This window comes from Pseudomonas sp. NA-150 (assembly GCF_044336365.1).
Taxonomy (GTDB): Bacteria; Pseudomonadota; Gammaproteobacteria; order Pseudomonadales; family Pseudomonadaceae; genus Aquipseudomonas.
This window is the reverse complement of sequence record NZ_CP172305.1, coordinates 5,727,368-5,750,146: the sequence shown is the minus strand read 5'-3', so window position 1 is coordinate 5,750,146 and position 22,779 is coordinate 5,727,368. Positions and strand designations below refer to the sequence as shown.

Here is a 22,779-nt window from a genome sequence, read left to right as displayed (position 1 = left end):
GGCCTGAGGAGAGAAGTGCATGACGCAAGTCACGGTGAAAGAACTGGCCACAGTGGTCGACACACCGGTAGAGCGCCTGTTACAGCAGATGCGTGAGGCAGGTCTGCCGCACACCGCCGCCGAGCAAGTTGTGACCGATATCGAGAAACAAGCCCTGTTGACGCATTTGAAAAGCGGTCACAAGGCCAAGGTGGAAGAGCCGCGCAAGATCACTTTGCAGCGTAAAACCACCAGTACTTTGCGTGTTGCTGGCAGCAAGAGCATCAGCGTTGAAGTACGCAAGAAAAAAGTGTTTGTACAACGCAGCCCAGAAGAAATCGAAGCCGAGCGCAAGCGCGAGCTGGATGAGCGTCGCGCTGTAGAAAATGCTGCACGTCAGAAGACTGATGAAGAAGCCAAGCGTCGCGCTGAAGAAGAAGCACGCAATCAACCTGCCGTTGCTGCTTCGCAGTCGGCAGCGAATGATGCGCCTGCTACTGCTCCAGCATCGACTCCGGCTCCTGTTGCTGAAGTTGTGCGCGAAGCTGCGCCAGTGTTGGCCGCAGCACCGTCTGCTGACGCACGCAAGAAAGACGAACAGCGTCGTCCGGACAAACCACGCAGCGATGACAACAGTCGTCGTAGCGGCGGTGGCGGTGATGGCGAGCGCAAAAACGCTCCGCATCGCGCCTCGGTTAAAGAGAAAGCGCCGGCTCCACGCGTGGCACCTCGCACCACCGACGAAGAAAGCGATGGCTTCCGTCGTGGCGGTCGTGGCAAGGCCAAGCTGAAGAAGCGTAACGCTCACGGTTTCCAGAGCCCAACCGGTCCTTTGGTTCGTGACGTGAAAATCGGCGAAACCATCAGCGTGGGCGATTTGGCCCAGCAGATGTCGGTTAAAGCGGCTGAAATCATCAAGTTCATGTTCAAGCTGGGTACTCCGGCGACCATCAACCAGGTACTTGATCAGGAAACTGCTCAACTGGTTGCTGAAGAACTGGGCCACAAGGTGACTCTGGTCAGCGATACCGCTCTGGAAGATTCCCTGGCTGAGTCGCTGAAGTTCGAAGGCGAGACGTTCTCCCGTGCACCAGTCGTGACCGTAATGGGCCACGTTGACCACGGTAAAACTTCCCTGCTCGACTACATCCGTCGTGCCAAGGTTGCTGCAGGCGAAGCTGGCGGTATCACCCAGCACATCGGCGCATACCACGTTGAAACCGATCGTGGCATGGTGACGTTCCTCGACACCCCTGGTCACGCCGCGTTTACCGCCATGCGTGCCCGTGGTGCCAAGGCTACCGACATCGTGATCCTGGTCGTTGCAGCGGACGACGGCGTTATGCCGCAGACCATTGAAGCGGTTCAACACGCAGCGGCTGCCGGTGTTCCACTGGTTGTTGCAGTGAACAAGATAGACAAGCCAGGTGCTGATCTCGATCGCATCCGTAGCGAGTTGTCGATTCACGGCGTGACGTCGGAAGAGTGGGGCGGTGACACCCCGTTCGTTTCGGTTTCCGCGAAAGTGGGTACCGGCGTAGACGAACTGCTGGAAGCGGTCTTGCTGCAAGCCGAAGTTCTGGAATTGAAAGCGACCCCGTCGGCCCCAGGCCGTGGTGTTGTAGTTGAATCGCGTCTCGACAAAGGTCGTGGTCCGGTTGCAACGGTTCTCGTACAAGACGGTACTCTGCGCCAAGGCGACATGGTCCTGGTCGGTTCGAACTATGGCCGCATCCGCGCCATGCTCGACGAGAACGGCAAGTCGATCAAGGAAGCCGGTCCTTCCATCCCTGTCGAGATTCTCGGCCTGGACGGTACCCCGGACGCTGGCGACGAGATGAGCGTACTGGCTGACGAGAAGAAAGCCCGTGAAGTTGCCCTGTTCCGTCAAGGCAAGTTCCGCGAAGTCAAACTGGCTCGCGCTCACGCCGGCAAGCTGGAAAATATCTTCGAAAACATGGGTCAGGAAGAGAAGAAGACGCTCAACATCGTCCTCAAATCCGACGTCCGTGGTTCGCTGGAAGCATTGAATGGCGCATTGAATGGCCTGGGTAACGATGAAGTGCAAGTGCGCGTAGTCGGTGGCGGTGTCGGTGGTATCACCGAGAGCGACGCCAACCTGGCACTGGCCTCCAACGCTGTACTGTTCGGCTTTAACGTGCGTGCCGATGCTGGCGCGCGCAAGATCGTCGAGCAGGAAGGTCTGGATATGCGTTACTACAACGTGATCTACGACATCATCGAAGACGTCAAGAAAGCCCTCACCGGTATGCTTGGCAGCGACGTCCGGGAGAACATCCTGGGTATCGCCGAAGTTCGCGATGTGTTCCGTTCGCCGAAGTTTGGTGCGATTGCCGGTTGCATGGTTCTCGAAGGTAACGTTCACCGTAACCGTCCGATCCGTGTACTGCGTGAAGACATCGTTATCTTCGAAGGCGAGCTGGAATCTCTGCGCCGCTTCAAAGACGACGCTTCCGAAGTACGTGCCGGCATGGAATGCGGTATCGGCGTCAAGAGCTACAACGACGTCAAAGTCGGTGACAAGATCGAAGTCTTCGAGAAGGTCCAAGTGGCTCGCAGCCTCTAAGTCGCGAGCTTCAAGAGCCATGGCGGGTCGCCGCATGCAAATGCACCGCGATCTGTCATGGGCTCTAAACGCAACGCCCGGTCCGGCTTTTGTCTGGCCGGGCGTTTGCCGCTTTCAGACCGAGAGGGTTTCACCCCGGGTCAGTGACAGGTAGTAGACATGGCAAAAGAATATAGCCGTACCCAACGTATTGGCGATCAGATGCAGCGCGAGCTGGCACAGCTGATCCGCCGCGAAATCAAAGACCCGCGTGTCGGTCTGGTCACTATCACGGCAGTCGACGTCAGCCGTGACGTGGGCCACGCAAAGATTTTCATGACCGTCATGGGCCAGGACAGCGCCGAAGAAATCGCGCAGACCATCAAGGTGCTCAACTCGGCAGCCGGTTTCCTGCGCATGCAGTTGGCCCGTGAAATGAAGCTGCGCAGTGTTCCGCAGTTGCACTTCCACTACGACGAAAGCGTCGTTCGCGGTGCTCATCTCTCGGCGTTGATCGAACGTGCCGTTGCAGAAGATGGTCAGCATCCGGAAGAAGCTCCATCGCAAGGCAGTGCGCCAGCAAGCGACAAGGAGTAACGCCCATGGCTCAGGTCAAGCGTATACGCCGCAATGTCAGCGGGATCATCCTGCTCGACAAACCGCTGGGTTTTACCTCCAACGCCGCTTTGCAGAAGGTTCGTTGGTTGCTTAATGCAGAGAAGGCCGGGCACACCGGCAGTCTCGATCCGCTGGCGACCGGTGTGTTGCCTCTGTGCTTCGGTGAAGCCACCAAGTTTTCCCAGTACCTGCTGGATTCGGACAAAGCGTACGAAACCAGGATGCAATTGGGCAAAACCACCACCACAGCAGACGCCGAAGGCGATGTTTTACAAATTCGTCCGGTGACCGTTGGTCGTACCGATATCGAGTCGGTTTTGCCGGGTTTTCGCGGTGAAATCAGTCAGATACCGCCAATGTACTCGGCGCTCAAGCGTGATGGCCAGCCACTCTACAAGTTGGCCCGGGCCGGTGAAGTGGTGGAGCGCGAACCGCGTTCTGTTACTATTGCGCGCCTGGAATTGCTGGAGTGTGATGCGGATACCGCGCGCCTTGCCGTCGATTGCAGCAAAGGCACCTATATTCGTACGCTGGTCGAGGATATTGGTGAGAAGCTCGGTTGTGGTGCTTACGTTGCCGAACTGCGCCGCACCCAGGCTGGACCGTTCACCCTTGCCCAGACTGTAACGCTGGAAGAGCTTGAACAGGTACACGCCGACGGTGGTCATGAAGCAGTCGATCGCTTCCTGATGCCTTCGGACAGCGGTTTGCTGCATTGGCCGTTGTTGCAGTTCTCGGAACACAGTTCATTCTACTGGTTGCATGGTCAGCCAGTCAGAGTCCCGGACGCGCCGAAATTCGGTATGGTCCGTGTGCAAGATCATGAAGGTCGCTTCATCGGTATCGGTGAAGTGAGTGAAGACGGGCGGATCGCGCCACGTCGATTGATTCGGTCAGAATGACCGGACGAGGGTGGCTGTTAATAGGCACGGTCACTACTCATTTTAAAATACGAGGTTTTGGCCTCGGCCTATTGAAATCGCTCCCTGGAGTGGTTTCCTGATAAAAGGATTGCCCACATGGCACTCAGCGTTGAAGAAAAAGCACAAATCGTAACCGACTACCAGCAAGCTGTTGGTGATACTGGTTCTCCAGAAGTGCAAGTTGCACTGCTGACCCACAACATCAACAAACTGCAAGGCCACTTCAAGGCCAACGGTAAAGATCACCACTCGCGTCGTGGTCTGATCCGTATGGTAAACCAGCGTCGCAAGCTGCTGGATTACCTGAAAGGTAAGGACGTTAGCCGTTACAGCGCTCTGATCGCTCGTCTGGGTCTGCGTCGCTAATAACGCGTTGCTAGAGGTTGGTTGTTTGTCACGATTTGTCGGGTTTACTCGACGGCTCGTGGCAGGCTCCCAGCCTCAAGTTTTATCTGGACGGTCGATGGGTCCGAATCCCCTTGCTGCCCAAGAATTCGTAAGAAACCAGTTCCCCAAGAGCCACAAAAGAAGGTAGGAAACCGTGAACCCGGTAATCAAGAAATTCCAGTTCGGTCAATCGACCGTCACCCTCGAGACAGGCCGTATCGCCCGTCAAGCTTCCGGTGCTGTATTGGTCACTGTTGACGACGACGTCAGCGTATTGGTGACTGTGGTTGGCGCCAAGCAAGCGGACGCAGGCAAAGGCTTCTTCCCTCTTTCGGTTCACTACCAGGAAAAAACCTACGCCAGCGGGCAAGATCCCCGGCGGTTTTTTCAAGCGTGAAGGCCGTCCTTCCGAAAAAGAAACCCTGACTTCGCGTCTGATCGACCGTCCGATCCGTCCGCTGTTCCCGGAAGGCTTCATGAACGAAGTGCAGGTTGTCTGCACCGTGGTTTCCACCAGCAAGAAGACTGATCCGGACATCGCTGCGATGATCGGTACGTCGGCAGCCCTGGCAATTTCCGGCATTCCTTTCGACGGCCCTATCGGCGCCGCGCGCGTTGCTTTCCACGAAAGCACCGGCTACCTGTTGAACCCGACTTACGAACAACAGAAGGCTTCGAGCCTGGACATGGTTGTTGCCGGTACGTCGGAAGCTGTATTGATGGTTGAATCGGAAGCCAAAGAGCTGACCGAAGACCAGATGCTGGGCGCCGTATTGTTCGCCCACGACGAATTCCAGGTGGTGATCAACGCCGTCAAGGAACTCGCCGCTGAAGCCGCCAAACCAACGTGGACCTGGGCGCCTAAGCCAGAAGCCACTGAACTGCTGGGCGCTATCCGCTCCGAGTTCGGCGACGCGATCTCCCAGGCCTACACCATCACCGTCAAGCACGAGCGTTATGCGCGCTTGGACGAGCTGCGTGACCAGATCGTTGCCAAGCTGTCGGGTGAAGAAGGCCAGCCTTCTTCCAGCGACGTCAAAGCAGCTTTCGGCGAAATCGAATACCGCACCGTTCGCGAAAACATCGTTAACGGCAAGCCACGTATCGACGGTCGCGATACCAAGACTGTACGTCCGCTGAACATCGAAGTCGGTGTTCTGCCGAAGACTCACGGTTCGGCGCTGTTCACCCGTGGCGAGACTCAGGCACTGGTTGTTGCCACCCTGGGTACCGCTCGTGACGCACAGTTGCTCGACACCCTTGAAGGCGAAAGAAAAGACCCGTTCATGCTGCACTACAACTTCCCTCCGTTCTCGGTAGGTGAGTGTGGTCGCATGGGTGGCGCTGGTCGCCGCGAAATCGGACACGGCCGTCTGGCCCGTCGTTCGATTGCAGCCATGCTGCCTGCTGCCGACGTGTTCCCGTACACCATCCGTGTTGTGTCGGAAATCACTGAGTCCAACGGTTCCAGCTCCATGGCTTCGGTCTGCGGTGCCTCCCTGGCGCTGATGGACGCTGGTGTGCCGATGAAGGCGCCGGTTGCCGGTATCGCCATGGGTCTGGTTAAAGAAGGCGAGAAGTTCGCCATCCTGACCGACATCCTGGGTGACGAAGATCACCTCGGCGACATGGACTTCAAAGTAGCCGGTACCGCCAAAGGTGTTACCGCGCTGCAGATGGACATCAAGATCAAAGGCATCACCGAAGAAATCATGGAAATCGCTCTGGGCCAAGCCCTGGAAGCGCGCCTGAACATCCTCGGTCAGATGAACCAGATCATTGGCCAGTCGCGTACCGAACTGTCGGAAAACGCTCCGACCATGATCGCGATGAAAATCGACACCGACAAAATCCGTGATGTTATCGGTAAAGGCGGCGCGACCATTCGTGCGATCTGTGAAGAGACCAAGGCTTCGATCGACATCGAAGACGACGGCTCGATCAAGATCTTCGGCGAAACCAAAGAAGCCGCTGAAGCAGCTCGTCAGCGCGTTCTGGGTATCACCGCTGAGGCCGAGATCGGCAAGATCTACATCGGTAAAGTTGAACGCATCGTAGACTTCGGCGCATTCGTCAACATCCTGCCTGGCAAAGACGGCCTGGTTCACATCTCCATGCTGAGCGACGCTCGCGTCGAGAAAGTGACCGACGTTCTGCAAGAAGGTCAGGAAGTTGAAGTTCTGGTTCTGGACGTGGACAACCGCGGCCGTATCAAGCTGTCGATCAAAGACGTAGCAGCAGCCAAGGCATCGGGCGTGTAATTTACCCCCCGCTGTCAGACGCTGAACAAAAGGACCCTTCGGGGTCCTTTTTTTATGAGCGCATTTAAGGGCTTGCGTGTTCAGCCAATAATTCAGCTGTGAAAACATGCAGATTGCATGTGCGATCGAGGATCAAACGTGCAATCTGCACGATTGTGGAAATTTTCTGTTTATATAACTATATGATTTTAAACGAATTATTCATATTTAACGGAGTGGCACAGCGCTTGCGATAGTACTGTTAACCCTGCAGCCATTGACACGGTTGCAGAATTTGAGAAAAACAGGAGTGACTCGTATGAATATGAATAAGTTCGCTATTGCCGCTGCTGCTGCCACTGTAATGACCTTCACCATGGCTAACGCGGCATTCGCTCAACAGACCACTCAAGCACCCATGGTTGTTGCAGCGGGCGAAATGACCAAAGTAGAAAAAGCAGGCACTGATACCTGGATTACCACCAAGGTCAAAGCCAATCTGCTGACTGAGAAAGGCATTCCAAGCAATGACATCAAAGTAGAAACCACCCAAGGTGTTGTTTCCCTGTCCTCTGAAGTGCCAGTCACTGCAGCGCAGAAAACAACGGCTGTGAACATTGCGAAACATACCAAATACGTTAAAGGTGTCACCGCCGAAGCGCTGAAAACTGAATAACGTATGACCGCTCGCTGTAACCGTTGATAAAAGGTCGGCCGGTCACCAGGGAGGTACCGGCTGACCACCATTGAGGGTTCATGCGAGACCATACGGAAGTGGTCATTACAGGCCTCGGCGTTCGCGTCGGGGCCTGTTCTATTTGGGGAAGGTTAACTCAGTCACCGCGCTTGCTGTCGATACGGATCAGTCGTCCGCCTTCGAAACGCAGGTATTGATACATGCCGTTATTGGGGCCATAGATCCATTCATCGACGGCCACTTCTTCCCGCCGATTGGCACTGCGTTTGTAACCAATCTGATTGCGCGATACAGGCTCACCGCATTTCTGCTGCACCTCGAACTCCCGATCTCCCGCACTGATTAGCTGACTGCCGCAACGCAGGGTATCGGCGTGGGCCTCGAAGCTGAAGCCCGCCAACATCAGAATGACTAAACCGCTCCTACGCATATGCTATTCGCTGTCCAGATGCAGGGGAGTGATGACGCGACCATCAGTTTCCGCCTGACCCAGGTTGGCATCAATGAAAAACACGCGGTCATCAGCCAGTTGGCCTTTTTGCACCAGATAGTCCTTGATGCTGCTGGCCCGTGCCTGACCCAATTGGCGCAGCAATACTGTGTTGGAACTCCAGGACTTGATCACGGCGTCGCGCATTTTCGCCGCGCGGTCTTCCTTGCCTTGATCGGCCCACTCGGCAGGCGGCTGCTGTTTCAGGCGGTCACGGTAAATCCCTTCAAGCATCGGCGCCTTTTCGGCTTCCGGTACCTGCAACATCGTGGCTTGTGCGGGAACCTTGTCGCCGCGACGCTGGAGGATCTTGTAGTAGGTGGCCTGGTATTCGCGTTCAAGACGTTGCTGGGCGATCAATGGCCCATCGCTGCTCTCCGCGCTGGTACCTTCGACTTCCAGACGCAGTGTCGGACGAGCCTTGAGGGCGCCTGAGAGCTTGTTCAGGGACGATTGCGCTTCAGCATTCAACTCTGTAGAGCCTGGGGTGAAGGCCACGCTACCGAGGTCCTGGGAGTCTCCGCCGCTGATCAAGCCGCCGATAAACTTGAAGGGGGCCTGTGCCGCGCGCAATACCAGATTGCGCAGGGTCTGCCAGACAATCGGCATGACGCTGAATTGTGGGCTGTTTAAGTCGCCCGAGATAGGCAGCTCGATGGAAATATTGCCGTCGGTGTCCTTGAGCAAGGCAATGGCCAGACGGATCGGCAGGTCCACCGCATTCGGGCTGTCGACCTTTTCACCGAGTTGCAGTTGCTCGATCAACACCTTGTTCTCGGCCTTGAGCTGCCCCTTGGTCACCAGATAATGCAGATCAAGGTTCAGCCGGCCTTTGCGGATACGGAAACCCGCAAACTTGCCGGAGTAGGGCGTCAAGGTGGTCAGTTCGACCCGCTTGAAGCTGGTGGCGATGTCGAGGCTGGCAAGCGGATTGAACGGGTTGACGCTGCCCTTGATAGTCACCGGCGCGTAGCGGTCGACCTTGCCGTTGATATCCACCGTCGCCGGTTTCGGTTGGCGGTTATCCAGCGTGCCGATTTTACCGTTGAGCTGTTGGATGGCCGTGGCGAAGTTCGGTGTCAGGCTCAAGTCGGCGAAGTTGGCCGAACCATCATTGATATTGACCTCGCCGATACGAATGCCCATCGGCTTCTGCGCGCTGGCCGCCGTTTTGTCGCTGACGGCCTTGGGCGCTGCTGCGGCGGGGCCGGCGGGCTGCGGAATCAGCAGGTCATCGATATTGGTGGTGTGGTCATCGTTGATGATGAAGCGCGCGTACGGCTGCGTCAGATTGACCTTGGCGATGGTCAGACTGTCGCCCAGCTGGAAGTCCAGACCTTCAAGGTTCAGACGCTCCCACTTGAGGAAATCGCGCTGTTTCAAGGTATCGAGCGTGTGCAGTTGATCGACTTGTACCTTGCCGGTGATGCCCAGCGCCAGCGGTTCTGTGCTCTTCAAGTTGACCGCCAGATCACTGCCGAGCATACCGCTGCGCAGTTCGAGACGAATGAAGGGCGTGATGTACGACTGGGCGACTCGCAGGTCGATGTCCTGGGTGGTGACCTGCAATTTGGCGCTGACCGGGCTCAGGTTGACGTCGCCTGCTGCAGTGATCTTGCCTTGTTTGCCGAGACCGGTGTCCAGCTTCAGGCTGAAGGGCGATTGATTGAGGCTGTCGAAATTCTGCAGGTCCAGGTTGAGCGGACCGACTTCAAGGGCGACCGGCTCTTTCGGTACGCGGTCAGCCAGATGGATTTTATAGTCGCGCAGTTGCACGTCTTTGAGCAGGACCTGCCAAGGCTTGCTCGGGGTGACGGGTTGCGCGGCGACTTCCGGTTTGCTGCCTTCGGCTGCGGCAGGCGCTTTCACTTGAGCGGCGGCTGGTTTCTTCGGCTGGCTGGCGAACAGTTTCTGCCAGTCGAGCTGGCCATCCGACTCGCGTGCGGCCCAGGTTTCCAGTTTGTTGCTGCGGATTTTGCCGACATTGACCCGCTGTTTCGCCAGATCGATGGAGGTTTCGCTGACGTCCAGCCGTTCAAGGCGCACCAGTGGTTTGCCATCCGGGGTATTGATCGCGAACGGGGCAACGCTCAGCGCGATGTTGCTCAGTTCCAGCTCGGTTTCCTTGGCCAGGCTAAATTTATAGTCGGTACTGAGGTTGAGCACGCCCTCTTGCAGCGCCAACGGCAACGCATCGCGCACGTAGGGCCAAAAGGTTTTCATCTGACCGTCGGTGATCTTGAGCTTACCCTCGGACGCAATTGGCACGAGGCTGATACGCCCACTCCAGTCGATCTGCCCGCCCGCAGGGCCGATGGCGACCAAGGTCATGTCGGCATTGTCTTCAGGCAGGGTGCTGAGGTTTTTCAGCTCGAAATTGAGCTTGTCGTACAAAAACGCGATGGGCTCGCTGGGACGCTGATCCTCGAAGTGAAGGTAGCCGTCGACCAGTTTGATTTCATCGACCCGCAGCGGGAAGGTCTTGGTGGGAGGCGCGTCTTTGACCGGCTCGCTGGCTGGCGGCAGCTTGAACAACTGCGCGAGATTCAGCGTGCCGTCTTTGGCGAACAGTAACTCGGTCTTGGGTGTGTCCAGCTCGACGGCGGCCAGGTGCAGGGCGCCGGTCCACAGGCTGTCGATTTGCAGGTTGGTGTACAACCGTTCAAAGCCGATCTGCTCTTCACCCGGGGCCCCGATGTTAAGGCCCCATAGGGTAACTTCGAGGCTATAGGGGTTGAGTTCCAGCCGGTCCAGTTTTGCCGGAACCGTGGAGTAATTAGCCAGTTGTTGGTTGATGATTCGCAGTGCTACGCCCGGCAGGATCAGAAATCCCAACACGCTGTACAGTGCAATGACGGTCAACAAGGCGCCAATGGCGCGCTTCAATCCTTTGGGCATGTGAGGCGTCGTCTCTCGATCGGAGGTCCTTGGAGTATGGCATGCGAATCTGGTTCAGAAGAAATCGCCTCGGAGCTTGTAAGAACTTTCCTTATTTTTTGCGGGGCATCAGGCGTGCTGCGCCGGTAAAGTTAAAATTGAAGCATCAGGGTTTTTAACGGCGGTTGCTGATCCATCGATGGGAAGTCCACTGCCGGCGTGATGACCTGCCACTCGCGCACCGGACGTCCAGCTTTGGTCGCACAGCGCAAAACCTGCTCGCGCCAGTCATCCATGGCGACTTTCGCCAGATTGTTGCAGCAGATCAGCACGCCATCGTTGGCGGTGGTCAGTACAGCGGGTTTGAGCAGGCTTTGGTAGTCGCGCAGCAAATCCACAGTGCCAAACGCACTTTTCGCCCAGGCTGGTGGGTCGAGGAACACCAGGTCGTATTGCCGCTGTTCCATGCGCGGGTAGTCTGGCAGTTTGCTGCCGCGACGCGGCGCGATGGGCAGGCCGGCCAGTTGGCGGATCGCCGGAAAGTAATCGGACTGCACGAACTTCATCGGTTTCAGTTGCGGGTTGAGTGCGCCATTTTCGCGACCGACTGCCAGATTGCCCTCGGCGAAGTCCAGGTTGCACACCTCGCTGGCGCCGCCTGCAGCGGCACTCAGGCCGACGCCACAGGTGTAGGAAAACAGGTTCAATACGCTTTTACCGGCGCTGTGTTGCTTGATCCAGCCGCGGGTGTTGCGCAGGTCGAGGAACAACAGCGGGTCTTGCCCGGCATGGCGACCGCGCACTCGGTAGTTCAGGCCCCATTCGTGACCGATCATGTCTTGTAGCGCCGCATCTTCGGGCTTGTACACGGCGTCGTTGCGATCGATGCGCGAGTTGCCCTGGGAGCGGTCGTTGTAGACCAGCAAGGTGTCGACCCCCAAGCGGACGTTGACGGCCGCGTGCAGTTCCAGCAGGGCGTCGCGTTCCAACCCGTTGTGAAAACTCTGCACCAGCAATTGCGGGCCATAGCGGTCGATGGTCAAACCGCTGGCGCCTTCCTGGCTGCCATGGAACAGGCGATAGCAATCGGTGCCCTGCGTATGCAACTCGGCAAGCAAGGATTGACGGTTATCGAGGGCGACGCTTAGCGCCTGAATGAGGGAGGACATGCACAGCGCCTTGGGTTGGAAATGGGCGCGGCAGTTTAACAGTTAAGAAGGAACACGCGGCGGACATCATCTGTAGGAGCTAGCTTGCTCGCGATCGGCTGCGCAGCAGTCGTCAATTCGGGGTGTCAATTGTGTCTGACACTCCATGTTGACTGGCTTTACTGCCGCTTCGCACCAGATCGCGAGCAAGCTCGCTCCTACAGGTAAGGGTTTAGATCAAACGCTGCCGATTAGCGAGACAGCGCCAACGCCACGCCCTGACCACCGCCAATGCACAGGGTCGCGAGGCCTTTTTTCGCATCACGCTTGATCATTTCGTGCAGCAGGGTCACCAGTACGCGGCAGCCCGATGCACCGATCGGGTGACCGAGGGCGATGGCGCCGCCGTTGACGTTGACCTTGCTGGCGTCCCAACCCAACTCCTTGCCAACCGACAAAGACTGCGCGGCGAAGGCTTCGTTGGCTTCGATCAGGTCCAGTTGGTCCAGGGTCCAGCCGGCCTTGTCCAGGCAGCGGCGGGTGGCGCTGACCGGGCCGATGCCCATGATTGCGGGGTCGACGCCAGCATTCGCGTAACCGGCGATGCGCGCCAGCACCGGCAGGCCCAGTTGCTCGGCCTTGGCAGCGCTCATCAGGATTACGGCCGCGGCGCCATCGTTCAGCGACGAGGCGTTGCCTGCGGTGACGGTGCCGTCTTTCTTGAACGCAGGTTTGAGCTTGGCCAAGGATTCAGCCGTGGTGCCGGCACGCGGCTGTTCGTCAGTTGCGAACGACAGCGGGTCGCCCTTGCGCTGTGGAATCAGGATCGGGGTGATTTCATCGACAAAACGCCCGGCTTCAATCGCCGCCACGGCTTTCTGTTGCGAGGCAGCGGCGAAGGCGTCTTGAGCTTCACGGCTGATGTCGTATTTTTCCGACAGGTTCTCGGCCGTAATACCCATGTGGTAGTCGTTGAACGCATCCCACAGGCCATCGCTGATCATGGTGTCGATCAGCGTGCTGTGGCCCATGCGCAGACCGGTCCGCGCGCCGGGCATCACGTAATTGGCCAGGCTCATGTTTTCCTGGCCGCCCGCGATGATCACGTCAGCGTCGCCGCAACGAATCGCCTGAGTGGCCAGGTGCAAGGCTTTCAAGCCAGAACCGCAGACCTTGTTCAGGGTCATGGCGGGCACGGCGAATGGCAAGCCAGCCTTGATCGAGGCCTGGCGAGCGGGGTTCTGCCCTGCGCCAGCGGTCAACACCTGGCCCATGATCACTTCGTCGACTTCAGCAGGATTCAAGCCGGTCTGCGCCAGCAATTGGCGAATGACGGCGGCGCCCAGGTCAACGGCGGAAATATTCGCCAGGGCACCCTGGAATGCACCGACTGCGGTACGGGTAGCGGCAACGATTACGACGTCTTGCATGGCAGGGTCCTCATGTTGATTGAGTGTGTCATCGGGTCAAGTGGCCGGCCCGATTTGCTGTGGCAATGACAAAGGCGCACATGGTGTCACAGTTCGCGTCGCCGGTTCCATGGCGACTAGTCGTACGCCAGGCCCATGCGCCGATGAGCGCGATGCACCGAGCCGTCACGCATCGCCCAACGCAGCAGGGGTGCACTGCGGGCAATGCTGGCGCGAATCAGCCGACGCTGCATCGGTGTCTGCCTGACGCCGAACAGTCCGCTGGCCCACACAGGTAACAGCTCGATGCCGGCCTTCATCATCAAGCTGCCGAAGGGCTTGGCCAGCGCGCTCGGTGCTGGCGCATTGAGCAGCAGTCGCAGCACTTCCTGACTGCGCTCGTCGCACAGCAACTGTGGGCGCATGGCTTCCAGGTAATCGCTGATTGCCTGCCGCGACCGAGGCACATTCTGAGCGCCGAGGCGCTCGGCGATGATCGCGACCTCGTTGTAGTAGGTGTCCTGCGCCGCGCCGGACAAATGCGGATTGCGATAACGCAAATGCGCGGCGAGAAAGCTGCTGACTTCCGCAACATGGACCCAGGTCAGCAAGTCCGGATCACTCGCCGCGTATGGCCGACCGTCCGGCCCGGTCCCGGTGACTTGCAGGTGAATGGTGCGGACTTTTTCGATCAGCCAGTTAGCGTCCTGAGTCGAGCCGAAGGTGGTGCCGGCAATGAACTGCCCAGTCCGTCGCAGGCGGCCGAGCATGTCCTGACGAAAGGTCGAGTGATCCCAGACCCCGGCCAATGCCAGCGGGTGCAAACATTGCAACATCAGCGCACTGATACCGCCAATCAACATACTGCTGAAGTCCGCATGCACTTGCCAGCAGATGGCTTGCGGGCCGAACAGGCCGGGGTCGCCCTTGGGGTTCTCCAGATCCAGCTGGCCCAACGACAAACCGGTCAGGCTCATGACCTGGGTTTCGATACGGGTACGAATGAATTCCATGATTTCTCAGACACACGTCAGCGATTGGCGTAAGGGTGCGCTCAGCCGGTGAAGGCTTCAAGTGCACAAAACCCGCCGCCTCTTGCGAGGGGGCGGGTTCGGGTGCTGCCAACGGCACATCAGCCGCGGTGACGGCCACGGAAGTAGTTGATCAGGCCTTGGGTCGACGGATCGTCTGCCGGCTCTTCGGTGCTGCCGGTCAGGCGGTTGTAGACGCCTTTGCCCAGCTCCTTGCCCAGCTCCACGCCCCATTGGTCAAAGGCGTTGATGCCCCAGATGACGCTCTGAACGAAGACTTTGTGCTCGTACATGGCCACCAGTGCGCCCAGGCGACGAGGGCTGATGCGCTCGACGACCAAGGTGTTGCTTGGACGGTTGCCCGGGATGACTTTGTGCGGCGCCAGTTTCTGCACCTCGGCTTCATCCATCCCTTTGTCGCGTAACTCGGTTTCGGCTTCAGCGCGAGTCTTGCCCAGCATCAGCGCCTGGCTCTGCGACAGGCAGTTGGCGTACAGCCACTGATGGTGGTCAGAGACTGGGTTGAAGCTGACGATCGGCACGATGAAGTCAGCCGGAATCAGTTGGGTGCCTTGGTGCAGCAACTGGTGGTAAGCGTGTTGACCGTTGCAACCAACGCCACCCCAGATAACCGGGCCGGTGTCGGTGGAAACCGGGGTGCCGTCCTGACGCACGCTCTTGCCGTTGGATTCCATGTCCAACTGTTGCAAGTGCTTGGTGATGTTGCGCAGGTAGTGGTCGTACGGCAGGATCGCGTGGCTCTGCGCACCCCAGAAGTTGCCGTACCAGACGCCCAGCAGGGCCAGCAATACCGGCATGTTCTGTTCGAACGGCGCGGTCTGGAAATGCTGGTCCATGGTGTAGGCACCGGACAGCAGTTCCTTGAAGTTGGACATACCGATCGCCAGCGCGATGGGCAGACCGATGGCCGACCACAGCGAGTAACGACCGCCGACCCAGTCCCACATCGGGAAGATGTTTTCTTCGCGGATACCGAAGGCCACGGCCGCTGCGTTGTTGCTGGAAACGGCGATGAAGTGGCGATGCAGCTCAGCCTCGGAGCCGCCCTGCGCCAGGTACCAGGCGCGTGCGGCCTGGGCGTTCTTCAGAGTTTCCAGGGTATTGAAGGATTTCGACGAGACGATGAACAGCGTGGTCTCGGCGCGCAGCTTCATGGTCAGTTCGTGGAATTCACTGCCGTCGATGTTCGCCAGATAATGGCAGCGCACGCCTTTCTGGGCGTAGGACAACAGCGCTTCGGACACCAGCTCAGGGCCGAGGAACGAACCACCGATACCGATGTTCACCACGTCGGTGATCGGCTTCTCGGTGTAGCCACGCCACAGACCGTCGTGGATACGGCCGACCAGGTCGGTCATCTGGTTCAGCACTTTGTGCACTTCAGGCATCACATTGACGCCGTTCACCGACAGCTTGTCGCCCACAGGACGGCGTAGCGCGGTGTGCAGAGCCGGACGGCCCTCGGAAGCATTGATGATTTCGCCGGAGAACAGCGCTTTGATCGCGTCCTGCAAGCCCGCTTCGTTCGCCAGGTTGACCAGCAAGTTGCGGGTCTCAGGGGTGATCAGGTTTTTCGAGTAGTCGAGGAACAGCCCGCAACTGCTGAGCGTGAATTGGTGGAAGCGCTGCGGGTCTGCATTGAACGCCTCGCGCATGCTGAAGTTCTGCATGGCTTCGCGGTGTTGGTTCAAAGCCTGCCAGGCGGGCAGGGTCGTCACGTCGAGAGGTGTGCGGTAGTACGCCATCGCTGCGGGTTTCCTTGTACTTGAACTGCCTTTTGGGGCACTAAAAAAGCCCGGTCGGTGTGTGATTCATTCAACGCAGCCAGGCCACCAGACACTAACCCCAGTCTGCGGGCCTGTCTGCGCCTTGTTTGACCTGCGCTCGGTACTATTTATCACAAATCGCTATCACACATCGGTTCACACACCCGCGGCCGGGTTGTTCAGTGAGTCGGTATTTTCATCGGTTGCGGGAAACGTCAGGCTACCTGTACCGGTATGGCATTGCTGGTGTGGCTAAGTTCATTGCCTGGTGCCATGTACAGCATGCTCGGCTTGAAATTGAGCAATTCTGCCTCGCTGTAATGAGCATAGGCGCAGATGATGACACGATCACCTACTTTGGCTTTATGCGCGGCGGCGCCGTTGACCGAGATCATCCGCGAGCCTTCTTCGCCACGGATAGCGTAGGTGGTAAAGCGCTCGCCGTTGTCGACGTTGTAGATCTGGATTTGTTCGTATTCGCGAATCCCGGCAAGGTCCAGCCATTCGCCGTCGATGGCGCAAGAGCCTTCGTAGTCGAGTACAGCGTGAGTTACCTCGGCACGGTGCAGCTTGGCCTTGAGCATGATTGCGTGCATGTTTATTCCTTGGTCAGGTGCAGATTGTCGATCAAACGGGTAGTGCCCATGAAGGCTGCGGCGAGGATGGCAATGTCCAGATCATCCGGGGTGGCCGGGCGCAGGGTGGTCGCGTCGCGGATTTCCAGGTAGTCGGGGCGGAACCCGGCGGCCTTGATCTGATCCATCCCGGCAGTGAGCAGGCGGCTGAAATCGCGCTCACCGTTCTGAATCGCTTCGGCGATCTGGCTGATGGCCGCATACAGTGCCGGTGCTGCCGTGCGTTGTTCTTCGCTGAGGTACATATTGCGCGATGACAGCGCCAGGCCATCGGCAGCACGCACGGTCGGTTCGCCGATGATCTGGATTGGCATGTTCAGGTCACGCACCAGTGCGCGAATCACCGCCAGTTGCTGGAAGTCTTTCTGGCCAAAAATAGCCAGGTCAGGCTGGACCATGTTGAACAGCTTGCTGACGACCGTCGCCACGCCTTCGAAATGGCCTGGACGGCTGGCGCCACACAAGCCTTCGGACAGATGCGGGACGCTGACGCGGGTCTGGTCGTCCATGCCGTGGGGGTACATTTCGTCCACGGTGGGGGCGAACAGCAGGTGGCAGCCGGACTGCAGCAGGGTTTCCTGATCTGCAGCCAGCGTGCGCGGGTAGGTCGCCAGGTCTTCGGAGGGGCCGAATTGCAGCGGGTTGACGAAAATCGTCGCCACCACAAAGTCCGCGCGCTGAGCCGCCTTGACCACCAACGCCGCATGCCCGCTGTGCAGATTGCCCATGGTCGGAACCAGGGCGATACGTTTACCTTCGCTGCGTGCGCGGGCGACGGCCGCGCGCAACTCGCGGACGGTTTTTACTGTGTTCATGCCGAAAATCCGTGTTCAATTGCCGGGAAGCTCACTGCTTTGACCGCCGTTACATACGCCTGGAAAGCCGACTGAATATCCGGCTGGCCCATCATGAAGTTCTTCACGAACTTCGGCACGCGGCCACTGATGGAGAGACCGAGCATGTCGTGCATGACCAATACCTGACCGTCGCAAGCGCTGCCGGCGCCGATGCCGATGACCGGAATCTTCACTGCCTGGGTGATTTCCAGGGCCAGCTCGCTGGGAACGCATTCCAGCAGAATCATCGCCGCACCCGATTGCTCGAGCGTAATGGCGTCGGCACGCATCTGACGCGCCTGGGCTTCCTGACGACCTTGTACTTTATAACCGCCGAGGATGTTGACCGACTGTGGCGTCAGGCCCAGGTGCGCGCACACCGGAATCCCGCGTTCAGCCAGTTGGCGGATAGGGTCGGCCAGCCATGCCGCACCTTCGACCTTGACCATGTGCGCACCGGCCTGCATCAACTGGGCGCTGTTGGCGAAGGTTTGTTCGAGGGTGGCGTAAGCCATGAACGGCAGGTCGGCGAGAATCAACGCACCCTGGTTGCCGCGTTTAACGCAGGCAACGTGGTAGGCCATCTCGGCATTGGTCACGGGCAACGTGCTGTCATGGCCCTGAAGCACCATGCCCAGCGAGTCGCCGACCAGCAGGATTTCAACACCGGCCTGGCTGGCTGCGTGGGCGAACGTGGCGTCATAGCAGGTCAGCATGGTGATTTTTTCACCTTTCTGCTTGAGGCTCTGCAGGGTCGTCAGGGTAATGTCTGGCATGAAAAAATCCTCATTCAGGCGCTGTGAAAACAACTGCGAACAACGCGTGAGATCATCTGAAAAAACAGGCACATCCTCTTTGGGGATGTTTATCCATGGCCTGATTTACGCCCTTTTACCCGGTAGGGATCTGCGGGACGCCTATCTTCGTGAGGAGGGGGCGTGAAGTCAATTGCGGGTGTTACCGTTCTGTGTAGCCTGTTACCGCCTCGGTGTTACGAGCTAGCGCTATCTGTAGGAGCTGGCTTGCCTGCGATCGGCTTGATGCGTTGTGTCAGACATACCGCTATCGCGGGCAAGCCCGACGCCTACAGGCCGGGTGTCAGAGGCGTTCGAGGCCGACGAACGGGCATTCTGCCAGCAGCTGGTTCAGGCTGCGGCCGTCCGCCAACTGCAGGTTGGGCACCAGTTCGGCCAGCGGATACAGGACAAACGGTCGGGCGTGCAGATGGTAATGCGGGACTTTCAGGCGCGGCTCGTCGATCACACGATCGCCGAACAGAATAATGTCGAGGTCCAGTGTGCGCGGGCCCCAGCGTTCATGGCGTTCGCGGCCCTGGTCCAGCTCAATGGCTTGCAAGGCATCCAGCAGGGCCAGCGGCTCAAGCGCGCTGTCGAGTGCCGCGACGGCATTGGTGTAGCGCGGCTGGCCCGGCAGCAGTGAGTCGCTGACATAAAAGGACGACACGCCAGCCAACTCGCTGTGGGAAAGCTGTGCCAGCGCGGTCAACGCATTACGCAGTTGCTCGGCCGGGTCAGCGAGGTTGCTGCCCAGGCCGATATAGACACGTTCCATCTCTATTCCGACGCGCTGGAGGCATCTTCGGAGCGCTTGCGTTTGGCGCCACTGCTGCGGCGACGTTTGCGCGGACCGGTGCCTTCGCCGTCAGCCTTGCTGCCGAGGTTGCGGATCATGTCGCGGCGTTCGCTGTCGTTGCTGTCCTGGTAATCAGTCCACCATTCGCCGAGGCCGTCGGTTTCTTCGCCAGCGGATTCACGCAGCAGCAGGAAGTCGTAACCGGCGCGGAAGCGTGGGTTGTCCAGCAACAGATCGGCACGTTTGCCGGAGCGACGTGGCAGACGCTCCTGCATGTCCCAGATCTCGCGGATCGGCATGGTGAAGCGCTTGGGAATCGCGATGCGCTGACACTGTTCGACGATCAACTCGTGCGCCGCTTCCTGCATGGCTGGAATCGGCGGCATGCCGCGATCCTGCAGACGAATCACTTTGGCCGGCAGGGCGGGCCAGAGCAGGGCGGCGAACAGGAAGGCGGGGGTAACCGGCTTGTTCTGCGAAATGCGCAGGTCGGTATTGGCCAGCGCTTCACTGATCAGCGTGTGGGTGTAGGTCGGGTTCAGTTCCAGTGCGCGGGCGCTGGCAGGGAACAACGGCTCGAACAGCTCAAGGTCGACCAGCATTTCGAAGGTGGACTCAGCGTATCCGGACAGGAACAGCTTCAGCACTTCTTCGAACAGGCGCGCAGACGGGATATCGCGCAACATCGGCGCCAGATTGCGAATCGGCAGCGCACTGTGTTTCTCGATGCCGAAATCCAGCTTGGCGGCGAAACGCACGGCACGCAGCATGCGCACCGGGTCTTCTTTGTAGCGTTGTTCCGGATCGCCGATCAGGCGGATCAGGCGATTGCGGATGTCGTGTACGCCATTGGCGTAATCGAGGATGCGTTCGCTGACCGGGTCGTAATACAGGGCATTGATGGTGAAGTCGCGGCGTTGCGCGTCCTCTTCCAGGGTGCCGTACACGTTGTCGCGCAGGATGCGTCCGCTTTCGTTGCGGGAAGACTGATTGCTGTCTTCTTCCTCATCGTCTTGCGGATGGTTGGCGCGAAAGGTTGCGACTTCAATGATTTCACGACCGAAATGGACGTGGACCAGTTTGAAGCGACGGCCGATGACCCGGGCGTTACGGAATTCGGCACGCACTTGCTCCGGCGTGGCGCTGGTGGCGACGTCGAAGTCCTTGGGCTCGATATGCAGCATCAGGTCGCGCACGCAGCCACCGACCAGATAGGCCTGATAACCGGCGTTTTGCAGACGCTCGACAATGCTTACAGCGTAACGGCTGAACTGGTTGCGCTGCAGCGAATGTTGGCTGCTGCTGAGCACTTCAGGCGTACTGCGAATGTGTTGCGTAGGTTGTGGCCGGCGCAGCGGTGAACGGAATGACGAGAACAGCTTCTTCAGCATGGGATGCACTGTTTGAAGGAATATTCGGCCAAATATAAGGAATGACCGCACGATGGGCGGGGATTCTAGCATTTAGTCGGGGGATGGTGTAGGAAGCTGCGAACAGTGGCGATGTGATACGAAGGTTTTTGCGCTAAAGCGGGGGTTTCCAGCAGAAGCTACTGGGGGAGCCGAAGCTCCCCCAAAGTGTTTGCGCTTTATTTTTATTATTCAGTCGGGCTTTTTATTTTTGTTGAGTGCCCACTCCACAGGTCTACCCTGTGAAACCTCCCAATCGGGAGTCAAGAGCAAACGGATTGCTTTGGTCGCTGCGTTGCTATGATCATTCGATCCAACCAGTTCAGGCGTTCTACCTTAGGGTAGCGTTTTATTATTCTCGGCCTGGTCGTGGGGCAAGCCCCAAAAACAACTCCTCTCCAAAAGAATCAGTTAGCTGCGCCTCCGCCGTGTTGTTCTTGTTATGCGTGAGTCGATACGTCTTATTTTTATTGTCGTTTTGTTAACACTGGTTTTTATTGTTCTTGTACTAAGCATATAGCAGAACCCATGCCAACTTTTGAGATCCCTGTAAAACCGGGGCTTTGCGGGCATCAGGCATTTTTTGTGAGACAAAAAAAGCCGGGGTTTCGTTACCGTAAACCCCGGCTCTTGTTACGCAACACGTTGAAGGTAACAGTTGTGTAAAGACGGGGGAGGCCCTGTGCCAGAGCCTCCCGCGTTACTTTTTACTCAGCTCTCGCTGGCGACACTGGTTTTGCGTCGAGGAATACCCAGGCGCTGACGGCGTTCCCACAGGCACTTGCGACTGACGCCGAGTTTGCGCGCCAACTCGGTTTCGGTCATGTGGTCCTGATGCTCAAGGACGAAATGCTGAAAATAGTCCTCCAGCGACAGGTCTTCAGTCGGCTCGTGGCTGGCGGCACTGCCAGTCGGGTTCTGCTGGGGTGCCAGGCCGATGAAGTCATCATCGTCGAGGTCACCCAGTTCGATATCGATGCCCAGCAGTTCTGCAGAAATTTCCGAGCTTTCACTCAGAATCACCGAGCGCTCGACCGCGTTTTCCAGTTCGCGAACGTTACCCGGCCAGCTGTAATGACGAATCGCCTGTTCCGCGTCGGCGGCAAACTTGAGGTCGGTGCGCCCGATCTTCGCGCTCTGGCGGGCGAGGAAGGCGTGGGCAATTTCGTTGACATCGGCACCACGCTCGCGCAGCGCAGGCAATTTCAGCGCGATCACGTGCAGGCGGTAGTACAAGTCCTCGCGGAACTGACCGACCTTGGCCAGGCTCTTGAGGTCGCGGTGGGTCGCGGCGATCAGGCGCACATCAACCTTTTGCGATTGCACCGAACCCACGCGGCGGATTTCGCCTTCCTGCAACACGCGCAGCAAACGCGCCTGTGCTTCCAGTGGCAGCTCGCCGATTTCGTCGAGGAACAGGGTGCCGCCGTCAGCCGCTTCAACCAGACCGGCGCGACCAGCGCTGGCACCGGTAAACGCGCCTTTCTCGTGGCCGAACAGTTCGGACTCGATCAAGGATTCAGGGATCGCGGCGCAGTTCACCGAAATCATCGGTGCCTTGGCCCGCTTGGACAGGTTGTGCAGGGCGCGGGCGACCAGCTCTTTACCGGTACCGGACTCGCCTTGAATCAACACGTTGGAATCGGTCGGCGCCACTTTGCGGATCTTGACGTACAGATCCTGCATCGGCGGGCACGAACCAATGATGCCGATTTCGCCATTGCTGTTATCCACAGCGCCTTTGTCGGCACCGCCGGATTTGGCAGGGTTGGCGGCACGTTCGGCTTGCAGGCTTTGAATCGACTGCCGATCACGCAGGATCCGCGCGACGGCCTGGAGCATTTCATCGTGATCGAAAGGCTTGGCGATGTAGTCCACCGCGCCCATCTTCATCGAGTCCACGGCGGAGCGCAGGCTGGCGTAGCTGGTCATGATCAGGACGGGTTTACCCTGACCCAGTTTGATCAGCTCAGTGCCGGGCGCGCCAGGCAGGCGCAAGTCACTGACGATCAAATCAAACGATGAAATGGTGAAACGTTCCTGAGCTTCCTGCACTGAACCGGCTTCGCTGACCTGATACTGATTACGTTCCAGTAGGCGTCGCAGGGCCGAGCGGATAATTGTTTCGTCTTCGACGATCAGAATGTGCGGCAT

The 22,779-nt window shown here is 58.4% G+C and carries 17 protein-coding genes and 1 pseudogene; 6 read left to right on the top strand and 12 right to left on the bottom strand.

Translation table 11 applies throughout. The features are described from left to right. Positions 1-19: 19 nt before the first annotated feature. From infB to ACF0H7_RS27005, 6 genes and pseudogenes are all read left to right on the top strand, one after another. Positions 20-2,566: a translation initiation factor IF-2 gene (infB, locus tag ACF0H7_RS27030; protein WP_397449887.1), complete on the top strand. Its 2,547-nt coding sequence runs from the start codon at positions 20-22 to the stop codon at positions 2,564-2,566. A 159-nt stretch (positions 2,567-2,725) separates the two neighbouring features. Further along, positions 2,726-3,142 carry a 30S ribosome-binding factor RbfA gene (gene rbfA / locus ACF0H7_RS27025; protein WP_397449886.1) on the top strand — a complete coding sequence of 139 codons (417 nt, stop codon included), beginning with the start codon at positions 2,726-2,728 and terminating at the stop codon, positions 3,140-3,142. Positions 3,143-3,147: 5 nt separating this feature from the next. Then, on the top strand, positions 3,148-4,065 hold the full coding sequence (gene truB / locus ACF0H7_RS27020; RefSeq protein ID WP_397449885.1) for a tRNA pseudouridine(55) synthase TruB: 918 nt from the start codon (positions 3,148-3,150) through the stop codon (positions 4,063-4,065). A gap of 117 nt (positions 4,066-4,182) precedes the next feature. Continuing rightward, positions 4,183-4,452, top strand: a complete 270-nt coding sequence (gene rpsO, locus ACF0H7_RS27015; protein WP_397449884.1) for a 30S ribosomal protein S15 — start codon at positions 4,183-4,185, stop codon at positions 4,450-4,452. A 175-nt stretch (positions 4,453-4,627) separates the two neighbouring features. Continuing rightward, positions 4,628-6,734 (top strand): annotated as a pseudogene (pnp, locus tag ACF0H7_RS27010) (polyribonucleotide nucleotidyltransferase). A gap of 304 nt (positions 6,735-7,038) precedes the next feature. Further along, positions 7,039-7,389: a BON domain-containing protein gene (locus tag ACF0H7_RS27005; RefSeq protein WP_397454030.1), complete on the top strand. Its 351-nt coding sequence runs from the start codon at positions 7,039-7,041 to the stop codon at positions 7,387-7,389. A gap of 157 nt (positions 7,390-7,546) precedes the next feature. Here ACF0H7_RS27005 and ACF0H7_RS27000 read toward each other — a convergent pair whose 3' ends face one another. The 12 genes from ACF0H7_RS27000 to ACF0H7_RS26945 all read right to left on the bottom strand — a co-directional run bounded on the left by ACF0H7_RS27000 (position 7,547) and on the right by ACF0H7_RS26945 (position 22,779). Next, positions 7,547-7,840 carry a DUF2845 domain-containing protein gene (locus tag ACF0H7_RS27000; protein WP_397449883.1) on the bottom strand — a complete coding sequence of 98 codons (294 nt, stop codon included), beginning with the start codon at positions 7,838-7,840 and terminating at the stop codon, positions 7,547-7,549. A 3-nt stretch (positions 7,841-7,843) separates the two neighbouring features. Beyond that, positions 7,844-10,798: a DUF748 domain-containing protein gene (locus tag ACF0H7_RS26995; protein WP_397449882.1), complete on the bottom strand. Its 2,955-nt coding sequence runs from the start codon at positions 10,796-10,798 to the stop codon at positions 7,844-7,846. A gap of 131 nt (positions 10,799-10,929) precedes the next feature. Then, positions 10,930-11,946 carry a class I SAM-dependent rRNA methyltransferase gene (locus ACF0H7_RS26990; RefSeq protein WP_397449881.1) on the bottom strand — a complete coding sequence of 339 codons (1,017 nt, stop codon included), beginning with the start codon at positions 11,944-11,946 and terminating at the stop codon, positions 10,930-10,932. A 230-nt stretch (positions 11,947-12,176) separates the two neighbouring features. Next, positions 12,177-13,355 (bottom strand): acetyl-CoA C-acetyltransferase, encoded by a 1,179-nt coding sequence (locus ACF0H7_RS26985; protein WP_397449880.1) that lies wholly within the window; start codon positions 13,353-13,355, stop codon positions 12,177-12,179. Between the two features lie 116 nt (positions 13,356-13,471). Beyond that, entirely contained in the window at positions 13,472-14,347 is an 876-nt protein-coding gene (locus ACF0H7_RS26980) for an oxygenase MpaB family protein (RefSeq protein ID WP_397449879.1), read from the bottom strand. Between the two features lie 119 nt (positions 14,348-14,466). After that, the gene (gene pgi, locus ACF0H7_RS26975; RefSeq protein WP_397449878.1) at positions 14,467-16,131 is read right to left on the bottom strand and encodes a glucose-6-phosphate isomerase; all 1,665 of its coding nucleotides are present in this window, start codon (positions 16,129-16,131) and stop codon (positions 14,467-14,469) included. A 236-nt stretch (positions 16,132-16,367) separates the two neighbouring features. Then, the gene (panD, locus tag ACF0H7_RS26970) at positions 16,368-16,748 is read right to left on the bottom strand and encodes an aspartate 1-decarboxylase (protein WP_397449877.1); all 381 of its coding nucleotides are present in this window, start codon (positions 16,746-16,748) and stop codon (positions 16,368-16,370) included. Positions 16,749-16,750: 2 nt separating this feature from the next. Next, positions 16,751-17,602, bottom strand: a complete 852-nt coding sequence (gene panC / locus ACF0H7_RS26965) for a pantoate--beta-alanine ligase (protein ID WP_397449876.1) — start codon at positions 17,600-17,602, stop codon at positions 16,751-16,753. Continuing rightward, a complete protein-coding gene (gene panB, locus ACF0H7_RS26960; protein ID WP_397449875.1) occupies positions 17,599-18,399 on the bottom strand; it encodes a 3-methyl-2-oxobutanoate hydroxymethyltransferase in 801 nt (266 codons plus the stop codon). Before panB ends, panC begins: the two co-directional genes overlap by 4 nt. A gap of 322 nt (positions 18,400-18,721) precedes the next feature. Next, entirely contained in the window at positions 18,722-19,195 is a 474-nt protein-coding gene (gene folK / locus ACF0H7_RS26955; RefSeq protein WP_397449874.1) for a 2-amino-4-hydroxy-6-hydroxymethyldihydropteridine diphosphokinase, read from the bottom strand. Between the two features lie 2 nt (positions 19,196-19,197). Continuing rightward, the gene (locus ACF0H7_RS26950; protein WP_397449873.1) at positions 19,198-20,607 is read right to left on the bottom strand and encodes a polynucleotide adenylyltransferase PcnB; all 1,410 of its coding nucleotides are present in this window, start codon (positions 20,605-20,607) and stop codon (positions 19,198-19,200) included. Positions 20,608-21,336: 729 nt separating this feature from the next. Beyond that, positions 21,337-22,779, bottom strand: a complete 1,443-nt coding sequence (locus ACF0H7_RS26945; RefSeq protein ID WP_397449872.1) for a sigma-54-dependent transcriptional regulator — start codon at positions 22,777-22,779, stop codon at positions 21,337-21,339.